This window comes from Pseudomonas sp. MYb2 (genome assembly GCF_002979955.1).
Classification (GTDB): Bacteria; Pseudomonadota; Gammaproteobacteria; order Pseudomonadales; family Pseudomonadaceae; genus Aquipseudomonas.
The window spans coordinates 315,889-327,920 of the sequence record NZ_PCQC01000002.1 but is presented as its reverse complement, the minus strand read 5'-3'; the positions used below and the strand labels follow the sequence as shown (position 1 = coordinate 327,920).

18 protein-coding genes are annotated in these 12,032 nt (G+C 56.6%); 7 read left to right on the top strand and 11 right to left on the bottom strand.

The features are described from left to right. Window positions 1-122 precede the first annotated feature (122 nt). A complete protein-coding gene (locus tag CQ009_RS04420; RefSeq protein ID WP_064389427.1) occupies window positions 123-728 on the bottom strand; it encodes a DUF6338 family protein in 606 nt (201 codons plus the stop codon). A gap of 247 nt (window positions 729-975) precedes the next feature. Next, the gene (locus CQ009_RS04415) at window positions 976-2,181 is read right to left on the bottom strand and encodes an NAD(P)/FAD-dependent oxidoreductase (RefSeq protein WP_064389426.1); all 1,206 of its coding nucleotides are present in this window, start codon (window positions 2,179-2,181) and stop codon (window positions 976-978) included. A 336-nt stretch (window positions 2,182-2,517) separates the two neighbouring features. Here CQ009_RS04415 and CQ009_RS04410 point away from each other — a divergent pair, with 336 nt between their 5' ends. Continuing rightward, window positions 2,518-3,066 carry an Rrf2 family transcriptional regulator gene (locus tag CQ009_RS04410; RefSeq protein WP_064389425.1) on the top strand — a complete coding sequence of 183 codons (549 nt, stop codon included), beginning with the start codon at window positions 2,518-2,520 and terminating at the stop codon, window positions 3,064-3,066. 71 nt (window positions 3,067-3,137) lie between these two features. On the opposite strand, the gene CQ009_RS04405 is transcribed toward CQ009_RS04410, so the two are convergent. Further along, a complete protein-coding gene (locus CQ009_RS04405; protein ID WP_105704988.1) occupies window positions 3,138-3,473 on the bottom strand; it encodes a hypothetical protein in 336 nt (111 codons plus the stop codon). Window positions 3,474-3,660: 187 nt separating this feature from the next. On the opposite strand from CQ009_RS04405, the gene CQ009_RS04400 reads away from it, so the two are divergent. Beyond that, window positions 3,661-3,900, top strand: coding sequence for a hypothetical protein (locus CQ009_RS04400; RefSeq protein WP_008085812.1), 240 nt, complete (start codon window positions 3,661-3,663; stop codon window positions 3,898-3,900). Between the two features lie 67 nt (window positions 3,901-3,967). Here CQ009_RS04400 and CQ009_RS04395 read toward each other — a convergent pair whose 3' ends face one another. Beyond that, window positions 3,968-4,165: a hypothetical protein gene (locus CQ009_RS04395; RefSeq protein ID WP_064389423.1), complete on the bottom strand. Its 198-nt coding sequence runs from the start codon at window positions 4,163-4,165 to the stop codon at window positions 3,968-3,970. Between the two features lie 213 nt (window positions 4,166-4,378). Here CQ009_RS04395 and CQ009_RS04390 point away from each other — a divergent pair, with 213 nt between their 5' ends. Continuing rightward, entirely contained in the window at window positions 4,379-4,741 is a 363-nt protein-coding gene (locus CQ009_RS04390) for an NUDIX hydrolase (protein ID WP_064389422.1), read from the top strand. Between the two features lie 4 nt (window positions 4,742-4,745). On the opposite strand, the gene CQ009_RS04385 is transcribed toward CQ009_RS04390, so the two are convergent. The 3 genes from CQ009_RS04385 to CQ009_RS04375 all read right to left on the bottom strand — a co-directional run bounded on the left by CQ009_RS04385 (window position 4,746) and on the right by CQ009_RS04375 (window position 7,076). Beyond that, window positions 4,746-4,988 carry a DUF1652 domain-containing protein gene (locus CQ009_RS04385; RefSeq protein WP_064389421.1) on the bottom strand — a complete coding sequence of 81 codons (243 nt, stop codon included), beginning with the start codon at window positions 4,986-4,988 and terminating at the stop codon, window positions 4,746-4,748. Between the two features lie 109 nt (window positions 4,989-5,097). Continuing rightward, window positions 5,098-5,997 carry a polysaccharide deacetylase family protein gene (locus CQ009_RS04380; protein WP_105704987.1) on the bottom strand — a complete coding sequence of 300 codons (900 nt, stop codon included), beginning with the start codon at window positions 5,995-5,997 and terminating at the stop codon, window positions 5,098-5,100. Between the two features lie 131 nt (window positions 5,998-6,128). Further along, a complete protein-coding gene (locus CQ009_RS04375) occupies window positions 6,129-7,076 on the bottom strand; it encodes an ABC transporter substrate-binding protein (protein WP_105704986.1) in 948 nt (315 codons plus the stop codon). 295 nt (window positions 7,077-7,371) lie between these two features. Here CQ009_RS04375 and CQ009_RS04370 point away from each other — a divergent pair, with 295 nt between their 5' ends. The 4 genes from CQ009_RS04370 to CQ009_RS04355 all read left to right on the top strand — a co-directional run bounded on the left by CQ009_RS04370 (window position 7,372) and on the right by CQ009_RS04355 (window position 10,599). Then, window positions 7,372-8,358 (top strand): aliphatic sulfonate ABC transporter substrate-binding protein, encoded by a 987-nt coding sequence (locus tag CQ009_RS04370; protein ID WP_105704985.1) that lies wholly within the window; start codon window positions 7,372-7,374, stop codon window positions 8,356-8,358. 61 nt (window positions 8,359-8,419) lie between these two features. Then, window positions 8,420-9,262: an ABC transporter permease gene (locus CQ009_RS04365; protein ID WP_105704984.1), complete on the top strand. Its 843-nt coding sequence runs from the start codon at window positions 8,420-8,422 to the stop codon at window positions 9,260-9,262. Between the two features lie 48 nt (window positions 9,263-9,310). Further along, window positions 9,311-9,991, top strand: coding sequence for an SOS response-associated peptidase (locus CQ009_RS04360; protein ID WP_105704983.1), 681 nt, complete (start codon window positions 9,311-9,313; stop codon window positions 9,989-9,991). A 332-nt stretch (window positions 9,992-10,323) separates the two neighbouring features. Continuing rightward, window positions 10,324-10,599 carry a hypothetical protein gene (locus CQ009_RS04355; protein WP_064389415.1) on the top strand — a complete coding sequence of 92 codons (276 nt, stop codon included), beginning with the start codon at window positions 10,324-10,326 and terminating at the stop codon, window positions 10,597-10,599. A gap of 42 nt (window positions 10,600-10,641) precedes the next feature. On the opposite strand, the gene CQ009_RS30040 is transcribed toward CQ009_RS04355, so the two are convergent. The 4 genes from CQ009_RS30040 to CQ009_RS29920 all read right to left on the bottom strand — a co-directional run bounded on the left by CQ009_RS30040 (window position 10,642) and on the right by CQ009_RS29920 (window position 12,006). After that, window positions 10,642-10,788 (bottom strand): hypothetical protein, encoded by a 147-nt coding sequence (locus CQ009_RS30040; RefSeq protein ID WP_163024179.1) that lies wholly within the window; start codon window positions 10,786-10,788, stop codon window positions 10,642-10,644. A 63-nt stretch (window positions 10,789-10,851) separates the two neighbouring features. After that, a complete protein-coding gene (locus CQ009_RS04350) occupies window positions 10,852-11,166 on the bottom strand; it encodes an AzlD domain-containing protein (protein WP_064389414.1) in 315 nt (104 codons plus the stop codon). Continuing rightward, entirely contained in the window at window positions 11,163-11,861 is a 699-nt protein-coding gene (locus tag CQ009_RS04345) for an AzlC family ABC transporter permease (RefSeq protein ID WP_064389413.1), read from the bottom strand. Before CQ009_RS04345 ends, CQ009_RS04350 begins: the two co-directional genes overlap by 4 nt. Continuing rightward, the gene (locus CQ009_RS29920; RefSeq protein WP_158260939.1) at window positions 11,854-12,006 is read right to left on the bottom strand and encodes a hypothetical protein; all 153 of its coding nucleotides are present in this window, start codon (window positions 12,004-12,006) and stop codon (window positions 11,854-11,856) included. Before CQ009_RS29920 ends, CQ009_RS04345 begins: the two co-directional genes overlap by 8 nt. Between the last annotated feature and the right edge of the window lie 26 nt (window positions 12,007-12,032).

Below are 12,032 nucleotides of genomic sequence, written 5' to 3'. Positions count from 1 at the left end.
TCAGCGCTTTGGCGGTGGAGGCGCACTGGGTCCTTTAACCAACGTCTTTGCCAGCTGCTTACCGTCCGGGCCGACAAAGAGGCGCGCAATATGAGGTGGAATAGGTTTTGGTTCTTTTGCACTCATGATAAAACCTCCTCGACGAAACTGAATTCGACCCACTGAACTTTCGACGAATCTATCACCAATAATTCGGCGCCAAAAGGGAGCGCCAGGCCATCATCGCCAAGCCAGCGTGGATTCAACACGATGAATTGCCCTTCCTTAGGGCCGGAGGGCCACTCCAAAGGCCAGCCAAACAATCGCCGCTCATCACTCAGATGCAAAGTGACAAGGCGATCGTGCCTCTCAAAAGCGCTGTACCACTCGTTGGGATGAGAGTTTTTACGTGTCAGATTTCGCTTGCGTAGCAACGCATGCAGCCTCCCGTTTGAAGCCAAATAGCAGAAAAGTCCGGCGAGACATACTGAAACAATAAATGCCCAGAATGCCTCCGCCCGAGCATCCCATTTCCCTACAGAAAATCCTTTCGAACCCACCCACAGACAAATTGCCCCGATCCCCAAAACCGCGCCCTGAATCACAAACGTAAAAATCAGCGCCTGCACAATCTGCCCAAACGTATCGGGCCGTTTGAACGCGGTCAGCGAGTAAAAAATCCACGCTGACAGGAATCCGGGAATCAGATACTGCAGCAACGGAATAACTTCTTTGACCAGATCATCCATGATCCGAGGCTCCTTGAACGCTTACTGACATCGATCGCACGCCAGCATCTGAAGCCTAGTGCACACAGAAAAAACGCCTGCGCCCAACTGTCACCACTCATTACGCAACACTCCACGCGTCGCGGGATGCACACAGGCCAACGAGCCGGCCGTAACCGTTAAAAATCATAAATAGCCCAGCGAGGCTGGAAAGTGCATGGACAAAAAAATCCCGCTCAGCGAGCGGGATTTGTTTATCACGGCGATGTTACGCGACCACAGGAATCATCGGGTCAGCCGCCGCCAATGCGCTCACGCGATCAGCCGCTGGCGGGTAGATCCACTGGGTGTTGATCTGGGTCTTCAGGGTTTTGCCTTCTTGTTTAACCAGTTTCACCTGACGATCCCAGCCCTCGGTATACACCGCGCCCCAGGCACCGAGATCCAGGCACGTCACGTATTTTGGCTGGCTGTAAGGCGTCGGATCGACCCCGAGAAGCTGTGCCGCGACGTTATTACCGGCATGACGGCCCAGCGAAATCGCATGCTGGCAGGTCATCAACGCGTAGTTGCCAATGTCGTCGGTGGCAGCGTAAGCCACATCACCAGTGGCGAAAATATCGTTCTGGCCGATGACTTTCAGGTTGGCGTCCACATGCAGACGACCCTGCTTGTCGCGCTCGGCGGGGATCTGTTCAGTCAACGAACTGGCCCGCACGCCAGTGGTCCAGACCACGGTTTTCGCCTCGATGTGCTGACCGTCCGAAAGCGTCACGCCGTCAGCATCGACGGACTGCACCGACACCCCCAAACGCCATTCAACACCCAACTCTTCGCTGGCTGCGACAATGGACTTGCTGATCTCTTCGCCCATCGAGGCACCGATTTTTTGCCCGCGATCAACAATGATCACCTTGATGTCGGCGTGCTCGCCAAGAATGTCGCGAAGGCGTCCAGGCATTTCGGTTGCCGTTTCAATCCCGGTAAAGCCACCGCCCGCCACCACGACGGCGTTGCGCGCCAGGCTGTCGGGAAGGTTTTTCAACGCTTTCAGATGGGTTTCCAGGCGGACTGCCGTTTCGATCTGGTCAACGTCAAACGCGTACTCAGTGACGCCCGGCGTGTCGGATTGCGCCAGACCGCTGCCGGTGGCCAGCACCAGCTTGTCGTAGTTGAAGACTTGCTTTGTCCCGGACGCGTCGGTGTAACCCACGGCTTTAGACGCCACATCGATGGTCTCGGCAGCACCCTTGATGAAATGAACGCCGACTGCTTCGAACAGTTCACTCAACGGTGCTGTCAGTTGATGAGCATTCGGTTCATAGAAACGCGGGCGTACACGCAATTCGGCCTGAGGCGCCAGGACGGTCACATCGACATTGTCACGCCCATGGATATCCACCAGGCGCGTGGCGCTCAGCGCCGTCCACATGCCACCAAAGCCTGCGCCAATTACCAGAATGTGCTGTTTCATCGTTGTCTCCAGGCTCGTCGCCAAGTACTGAAATAGAGAGTGAGTGGTACTCGCTGCCCGCGAGTCGAAGCCTCTCGGTGCTGGGTTTTTTCGAAAGGTGCAACGCGGTGCTCATCGAATAGCGCCGACTCTATTAGTCGCACATATTATCAACAAGTCAGTTTTATTGATGTTATTTATCTAAAATATAGATACTTTTGGAGTAACAAAAAAACGGCATACCGCCATTAAACAGGCATATCCAGTCACTAAACCCGCCGATCTCCGCAGCTTTATCGCATTGCCGGCGGTTGATCAGCCTGTTAATATTTACGACAAATCAAGTCGGACTTAGTTATGTCTCTATACAGCGCAGGCGTCGAATACGGCATTCATTGCCTGGCCTTTCTGGTCACCAGCAACGGCGATACCCGCGAGGCCAGCGTGCGCGACCTCGCTGAACTGCAAGGCGTGCCACTGGAATATCTGGCAAAGATCTTCACCAAGCTGGCCAAGGGCAAACTGGTGGTAGCCAGCGAAGGTGTGCGCGGAGGTTTCAGCCTCGCCCGACCGGCGGACGAAATCACCTTGCTCGACATCGTCAAAGCCATCGATGGCCGCAAGAATATTTTCGAATGCAGGGACATCCGCGGGCGTTGTGCCCTGTTTGAAGGCAACCCGCCGCAATGGGCGATTGAAGACACCTGCTCGATCCACAGCGCCATGATGACCGCGCAAAAACGCATGGAAGAAGCCCTCGCCCAACAGACCATTCTCGACATCGCAAGAAAGGTCGGGCGCAAGGCTCCCAAGGAATTCGGCCAGCAAGTGGAAGACTGGATTCAGGATCGCCGGGAGAAAAAGGGCAATGTCGGGACTATCCCGCTGACCACTCTTTCAGACTGATTGCAGCTTGCGACAGGCAAAAAAAAGCAGAAATCGTTGACCCGGTTTCTGCTTTTTTAACGCCAGAGTGGTTACAGGCAATCACGCACCGATTTGCGCAGCGACCCGGACTTGGCCCATGGCGGTCCCTGATACAACGAAACCCGGCTGCCGTCCTTGTATTTGACGATGTCGAGAATTTCATCGGCAGTGATGATGCTTGGCGCGGTAATGCGATAGCCGTTGGAAATGGACATCTGCGTCGTTTTGGCGACGTCCTGCTGCCACAACGGTAATACACACGCGGCATAGTCTTTAGGTGTCTTGTCACTGGTCTTGCTGACATTCGGCTCACCCGGCACCAACGACGCCGGCAACGAGCAACCTGCCAACATGGCCAACGTCAGCCCCCCGATCCATATCCGCATCTGTATTGCCCTATTCTGAAAAAAAGCGAATGTAACGCGTAACTGGGTGGACATCCATCGTAGCAATCAGCCCCTGGTGGGGTTTGGACAATTTTTTACATCCGTTGAGCCTGATGACGGACGCGCCCTGCCCCGGCGACGAAAAATGCGACTACTCTTTTCTACCGAGAATGTTCTGGAGGTGATCATGCGGCTCAATGAATACGAACACGAACTTCAACGCGACCTGCAAAGTGTTGCATCGGATTTGAGATGGTCGGCGGTCGACCTCAAACGCATCGCCGAACAACTGCGCAAATCCGGCAACGAAGCCGACGCGCAAACGGTACTGAGATCCTGCGAGGTTCTGCAAAGCGATGAGGAACGCCTGCAACTGTATGCCAAGGAAGTGAAGGCACGCGCTATCAGCCGAACCAAAGTCCACTGAAACCTGCCCGCCCCTTTCCCGCAAACAAAAGCCCCGACAAATGCCGGGGCTCATTTATTACCACTCATCATGTGGCTGTGTGACTTTGTCCGCGTACGGAGCGTTTTTTGTAGCCGGGAAGTGACGCAGCATAAGCCAGTGCTTCCTCCCTGCTGCCAAACGAAGCCAGTCGATCGCCTTGGGTACAAACCCGCCACGGGCCATTGTTTACGCTGAGTACGTCGTAGCCGTTCATGTGCATTTTGTTCATCACAGGAATGCTCATGGGTACCTCCTTTTCGCTAGCGGTGGGTACAGCCTCACGCTTTACCTTACACCCGGTGTTGAACGAGGTGCCAACCGAGCGTCGCGACATCCGCCAGACCGGCACTTTTCACTCAGGCAAACGCTCAAATTCTTACGGAACCTCTGATTGCGAGCCCGGCTCGAATATTGCAGTTTCATTTCAGTTTTATGACAAGCAGCACATAGGTAACAAATGAAAGTACGCGCCACCGTTATTTGCGAACAGGATCGCCACATCCTCCTGGTACGCAAACCCCGCAGCCAATGGACATTGCCCGGCGGCAAGGTCGAGCCAGGCGAAACCCGGGCGGACGCTGCTGTGCGCGAGTTGCAGGAAGAGACCGGGCTGAACGCCGAAGAGGTGTTGTACTTGATGGAGTTGCAGAGCGGCACCACACGGCACCACGTCTACGAAGCCTCAGTGCTGAATATCGATGAGGTCAGGCCGCAAAACGAGATCATCGATTGCATCTGGCATCCACTCGATTCAGTACAAAATCTGAGCACCAGTGCGGCAACGCTGCGCATTGTGAAGGCATTTCAACGGCGTTTATAAAATCTCAACCGGCGAATGCCCGGCGCCCGGCACTCATCTCCGTACGTAGCTCACCAATGAAGTTGGAGATGTCACGGATCGTGACGAGATGTTCCGGGGAAACACCGTTGAGGAGCAGATCCACTCGCCCGCTTTCTGGCTCATACACCTTGATTTGCAGAAGTCCCTGCGCCGAGGGGGTGCAGTCACATTTAAGCGCAGGGAAGCCGGACTCGACGATGCGGCAAATGTCGGTAATGGCAAGCATGGGCGAACGCCTCACAGGCGAATCGATTTGATCGGTAGAGCATAGATGAGCAGTTTGTGTCTTGCCCGATACAAATATGCCAACCCGATCACATTTCTACTGCGACCGCTCAATGAGCGTCGCCATCCCAGATCCAGTTCCAGATACCCGGTAAATTCACCGGTTCCGAGCTTTTTTCAACGGAGCGCGCCAACGCGGCCTTTTGCAACGCGGCGTGATCATCATAAAACGGCTTGTCCGCCAGTTTCACACCCGTGGCCGCTGCACTGTCGAGCAGGATCTGCAGGTATTCGCGCGTATGTCGTGCGGTGTAACGATTGAGATCGTGGAAGGTCACCACCACCGGAGTCACCCCATCCACACTGGGAAATTCCCCCAAAGCGATGCGCTCACGAACCTCCGATAATTGCCGCAGCATATTGGCCCGACGTCGAGGGCTGGCATTGAAGCCCCAGATTTTTCCGTCATTGGCGCTCAAGTCCGTCAGCAAGACTTGCAAGCCGTGCTGTTGATAGGCGGCGAAGGTGCGCTTGTCGTAGTTCCAGAATGGCGGACGTAACAGTGTCGGTGGCGCGCCCGTAATGCTCGCGATATCAGCGGTGCCGTTGGTCAGCGACTCTTCGAGTTCCTGAGGATCAAGCGAGCGATGGTTGGTGTGCCAGCGGGTGGCGGTGTGGAACGCGAGGATGTGTCCCTCGGCAAACTCGCGCCGCATGATGCCGCGACCTATCTCGCTATTGCCGGCCCGAGGTGCGCGGGTCTGGACGAAAAAAACCGCTTTGATGCCGGGCTGCACCGGATTGTCTTTTAGGCTGTCGAGGACTGTTGCCGACGGATTCCAGAAACTGGAGGCGCTGGGGCCGTCATCGAAGGTCAGCAGAAAGCGCACTGGCGCCTGAGCCTTGAGGCGAGTTTCGGTTTGCGCCGTCATTTCGATCGGCGCGGCGATGCAGCCGGCCAGCCCGAAAGCGATGGCCACTGCACCGATGAGTTTGAATACGGATGTCATGTTTTGCCTTGAGCCCGAGCACGCCGGTCATGTTTTCGATAGGCAAAACTCCCTCGCCTTTATTTGTCCCTGCGCTCCGATCCGCGAGCCGAGGTTGGATAAGGTACACAGTGTTTGGTTCCAGTGCTCGCTCAGTTCGCCAAGGCTTGCTGGAATGAAGTGTCGATGATCCCGGCGGTACTCAACGCTGCGGGCAATGCCTTCACTTTAAACAGGAAATCGGCGGTGCTTTGCAGATCCGCGGCGGCCTGCTGATCCACTGGCCCGATGCTCATGTGCGCCTGACGCAACCAGTGCCGCGACACCTGCTGATCAAGATTGGCCTTCTTCGCCCACAGGTCAGCGTACTCATCGGTGTGACTGTCGACCCAGGCCCGCGCCTGCTTCAAACGCCCGAGAAAATCGGCGATGGCTTCGCGCTTGCTGTCGATGGACGGCGTCGAGGCGGCAATCGCGCTGAGCCCCGGCATCAGGTTTTTCGCGGTCAGAATCGGTCGCGCCCCTGAGAATACAATTTGCTGAGAAATGTACGGTTCCCATACCGGAAACGCGTCGATGCTGCCCTGTGGCAGAGCGGCGGCTGCATCAATCGGCATCAGCTTGACGAAGTCGACGTAATTTTCCGGCAGACCGCCCTGCTCCAGCGCGCGCAAGGTCAATTGCTGGCTCCAGGCACCCGGCCAGTAGGCGACTTTCTTGCCCTTCAAATCAGCGATGGTTTTTACCGGAGAATCCTTGGGCACCAGCAGCGCAATCGTGTCCGGATTCTGCCGCGACACGCCGATGAGTTTCACCGACGCCTGTTTTGCGGCGAGAAACAGAAACCCGGAATCGCCAAGGAAGCCCAAATCCAGCGAACCGGTTTGCAGCGCTTCGGCCAACGGTGCTGCGGCCTGAAAATGTTTCCAATCGACCGTGTAAGGCGCGTCCTTCAATACACCCGAAGCTTCTATTGAAGCACGGATGTTGTAGTAATTCTGATCGCCTATATGCAGGACCACAGGTTCGGCGGCGTAGGAAAGCGGCGATATAAACAGCGCGGCGGCGAGCGCCTTGCGAACAAAACGGGAGAGTTTCATGGCGAGTCCTGCAAAAAGGGATTGCATAGACCATAACGCTGTTAATTTCCGAATTTGAAATTCGAATAATGCATAAGCTCAAAACCGCCGACGCGCACTGTTCACCCCGCAACAGTGCCTCGCCACATTGTTCATCACGCAACAGCAAAAATCGCCTTCAATTCCTTTAAAGCCCGACAAACCGGTGCTTTGGCCCACATGGCACAGAGCCTGCAATATTCCATTCATGCAGGAAGCATTCGACAAAAATATCTTTTCGGACATAAGAAACCTGTGCCTTTGCCGGAGCGCCCCCATGACCTCGTTCTTTCCGTTAACCCACTTCAAGACCCTGTTGGCCGCTGGCGCAATGGCCCTGAGTCTGCAACCGCTGGCCCACGCGGCTGAAACCGCGCCAGCAGAAGTGCATCTGGACTACGCCTATTACTCGCCGGTGAGCCTGGTGCTCAAGCACTTTGGCTTCCTTGAAAAAGCCCTGCCGCAAACCAAAGTCAGTTGGGTGTTGAGCCAAGGCAGCAACCGATCGCTGGAATACCTCAACAGCGGCGGCGTCGATTTTGCTTCCAGCGCCAGCCTCGCCGCGGTGCTCAGCCGCGCCAACGGCAGTCCGATCAAGTCCGTTTATGTTTACAGCCGCGCCGAATGGACCGCATTGGTGGTGCCTAAAGATTCGCCGCTGCAAACGGTTGCCGATCTGAAAGGCAAGAAAATCGCCGCCACCAAAGGCACCGACCCGTACCTGTTCACCTTGCGCAGCCTGCAACAGGCCGGGTTGAAAAAGGACGACGTGGAGCTGGTCCATCTGCAACATCCGGATGGTCGCACCGCGCTGGAAAAGGGTGACGTCGACGCCTGGGCCGGGCTCGATCCGCACATGGCCGCCAGCCAGGTGCAGGCCGGTTCGCGATTGCTGTATCGCAACCCGGCGTTCAACAGTTACGGGGTGGTCAGTGTGACCGAGCAATACGCCAAGGAACATCCACAAACCATCGACACCGTGATCAAGGCTTACGAACAGGCACGTGAATGGTCGCTGAAAAATCCTGAAGAGTTCGCCGAACTGCTCGCCAAGGAATCCGGCCTGCCGCTGGATGTAGCCAAGCTGCAATTGTCGCGCACCGACCTGAGCAGCTCGCAATTGACGAACAACGACGTCAGCGCCTCTAAAGCTGCAGCGCCTGTTCTGGTTTCCGAAGAACTGGTGCGCCGTGGTGTCAACGTCGATCAAGTCATCGATCAGTTGCTCGACCGCGGTGTGCAGCAAGCCATCGCCCACCAGTAACTGACCAGACTCACGACAAATCCGCGCTCGTCGCGGATTTGTCGTGAGCGGAGCCTGCATCATGACCAGTCACAGCAAAGACCTGCCCGCGCCGCTCGCCTTGTCGCGCCGGCCTTCTGCCGTTTTCAAACCAATGTGGCAGCGCCGCCTGAAAGGCCTCGCCCTGCCCCTGCTGATCGTCGTCGTGCTGGAAATTATCGTACGCATTGGCTGGCTGCCGTCCTACCAGATGCCAGCGCCCAGCGAAATCGCCGTGACACTGACCGATCTCGCCGAAGGAGCCCTGTGGAAACACATCGGCGCCAGTCTGATTCGCGTCTTGCTCGGGTTCGCCATCGGCGCCAGCCTGGCACTGGTGTTTGCCGCATGGGTCGGTTTGAGCCGCGAGGCCGAGGCGTTTCTGGAACCGACTTTTGCCGCGCTACGCTCGATCCCGAGCCTGGCCTGGGTGCCGCTGTTGCTGCTGTGGCTGGGCATCGACGAGACTTCGAAAATCGTTTTGATCGCCATCGGCGCGTTCTTTCCGGTGTACGTCAACGTTGTCGCGGCGATCCGCAATATCGATCGCAAACTGGTGGAGGTCGGCCGCATCTACGGCTTCAGTCGCTGGCAACTGGTGCGGCGGATTCTCCTGCCGGCCGCACTGCCCGGCCTGTTCACCGGTTTGCGCAGCGGCATGAGCCTGGCGTGGATGTTTCTGGTCGCCGCCGAACTGATCGCCGCAACCAAAGGCCTCGGCTATTTGCTCAGTGACGGTCGCGAAACCTCACGCCCGGACATTGTCCTGGCCGCGATCATCGTCCTCGCCCTGCTGGGCAAACTCAGCGACGGCTTGCTCGCGGCGCTGGAAAAACGCTGGCTGGCGTGGCGCGATACGTTCACCGGGCAGGACGGCAAGGATTGAATGCTCAAAGGCAACTAAGCTGAAAATGTCCTGCCGGAGGTTCAGCGCATGTGCGGAAGACTTTCGCAATACCGTGGCATTCACGACTTTGTCGCCGTGTTGAGCATTCCCGATGCGCTGATCAACCACGTCGGCGATGCACCGCTGAACCGCTACAACGCGGCGCCGACCACTGCGCTGGCGGTTCTCCATCAACATGAACAACGCGTGTATGCCGACGATTTGCGCTGGGGCTGGCGCCCGCACTGGGCCAAGGATCGCGCGGCACCGATCAATGCGCGCGTGGAGAAGGTTGCCCATGGCCCATTTTTCCGGGCGATCTGGCGTCAGCGCCTGATCGTGCCTGTCGACAACTGGTTCGAGTGGGTCGATGCCGAGGACAAAACCCGACAGCCCTGGCTGATCCGTCGGGCCGATCGTGGAGCAGTTTTCTGCGCGGCCATCGGTCAGTGTCCGACACCGGACGCCGATGCTCGCGATGACGATGGATTCGTGATCATCACAGCTGACAGCGCCGGCGGTCTGCTCGATATCCATGATCGTCGCCCGGTGGTGTTCTGCGCAGAATTGGTGCACGAATGGCTCGACCCTGCCACGCCTGTCGAGCGCGCCGAACAGATGCTGTTGTTCGAAGGCGAAAGCAGCGAAAACTTCGAATGGCACAAAGTCGGCAAAGCCGTGGGTAACACCCGCAATCAAGGCGCGAGCCTGATTCTCGAACAACCCTGAATATCTTTGCGCCCCTCGCGTCTATCCCCTGTAGGCGCTACCGCAGGCTGCAATCTTTTGCTGTTGTTAAGCACAGTATTAGATAGCAGCCTTCGGCAGCTCCTGCAGATGACGCATGGGCTTTACAAATGGTGTTTCATTTTTGAATCAAAGCACTTAAAACAGTCGTTCGAATGAATTAACCACTGGTCTGACATTTCAATCGTCATACATACATTTAGATGCACTACAGCTAGCATGCGCGCCGCCTTTCCGATTGGTATACCAGTTGACCAAAGAGTCAACAAATCAGGAATTCCCTATAACTTTACAAGCCCTTGCAGAGAAATAAGTTGCGCGACGATTTTGCAATCAAACAGGTCAGCGGCCTGGAGTGTATTTTTCTGTCGATGACAGAACGCTTTGAACTCGACTGTTTTATCGGCCACTACATCAAGACCCGAAACCTGCGTTCCGTTCCCGACATCGAACGTATCCTGCGCACCACCCTCGAGGGGTATCCCGGCCACCCACCGGTGATGGTCAACGAGCTCAATGCGTGGATCGATCGAACTTTGGGATATCGGGCATCACACCCCGAATTCCCGCAGATGGACGATCTTCGATAGACAAAAAGCCCCGCTCATGCGGGGCTTTTACATATCAGTCGGTCAGAACTTGCGATCAGGATCGGATAGCTCTCTGCCATCATCGTGCTTCCAGGTCTGCTCTTTGTGTTTCTCGCGTTCTATTTCCTCTTGCGTCGGCTCGTCTGTGTCGTCGTCATCCGGCTCCGGATGTTTTTGCTCAGTCGCCATGCCCGCCTCCCGTCACAAGTAACCTGTCATCCTTACAGCGTAGAACAGTTTTAATTCGACAACTTAGAGCCACCAGCGCAGCACAAAGAAGAACGCCATGCTCAATAGCATGCTGAGCAAAGTGCTGCGCGTGTATATCACCAGCCCGATCGCTACCAGCGAACTAAGCAGATAGGGGTTGTCCCACTGCAGATTCAGCTGTTTGTCGGGCATGAATACAATCGGGCCGCAGATCGCGGTCAACATGCCTGGCACTGCGAACCCGAGAAACTGCCGGGCATTGCTGCTCAAACGCACCGGCAAGCGCGGTTCGAGAAACACGTAGCGGTTGAGGAACACCAGAATCCCCATACCGAAAATCACTGCCCAGACCATCATGTGCGCCCCCGATACAGCTTGTTGCAGACAAATCCGGCGGTCATACCCGCCAGCCCCGACAACACCAGCGCCGAACCCCATTGCCAATAACTGAACAGCACCGAGCAGAACAGCGACACCGCCACGCACACCACGGTCGGCACATTGCGCACTACCGGGGTGATCAGGGCAATGAAGGTCGCCGCAATCGAGAAGTCCAGGCCCAGATGCTCAAGCCCCGGAATGCTGCTGCCGAGAATGATGCCGGCCAGGGTGAAGAGGTTCCAGGCGATGTAGAACGTCAGGCCGACGCCCAATGCATACCAGCGATTGAACTGCTGGCGGTCGTGCTGGCTGGTCAAAGCGAACAACTCGTCGGTGAGCAAAAAGCCCAGGCCGATTCGCCAGCGCCCCGGCAGCGGCGAAATCACCGAACGCATGCTCATCCCGTACAGCAAATGCTGTGACGTCAGTAGCACTGTGGTCAGCAGAATCGAGAAAATTCCCGCCCCGCCCTTGAGCATGCCAATCGCGACCAGTTGCGCAGCGCCGGCAAACACGATGCTCGACAAGCCCTGCCCTTGCAGCGGCGTAAGATTGGCTTCAATCGCCATGGAGCCGGCAAGCAGCCCCCACGGCGCAGTCGCCAGAGACAACGGCATGATCGCTGCAGCGCCGCGCAGGAACGCGCTGCGGGGCAAAAGTGAATCAGACATAACGCTCTTCAATCAGGGAAACGGCCAGAGACTTTGCCAGTAAACGCGGTTTTTTGGCTTGAACAATCTTGCGCACTTGTGGGAAATCGGCCTGATGCAACCGTTCATCGGCCAGCCGCTTGCAACGCCAAGGTGCCAGCAACATGCTGGCGCAGCATCTTCCTCCTCGAG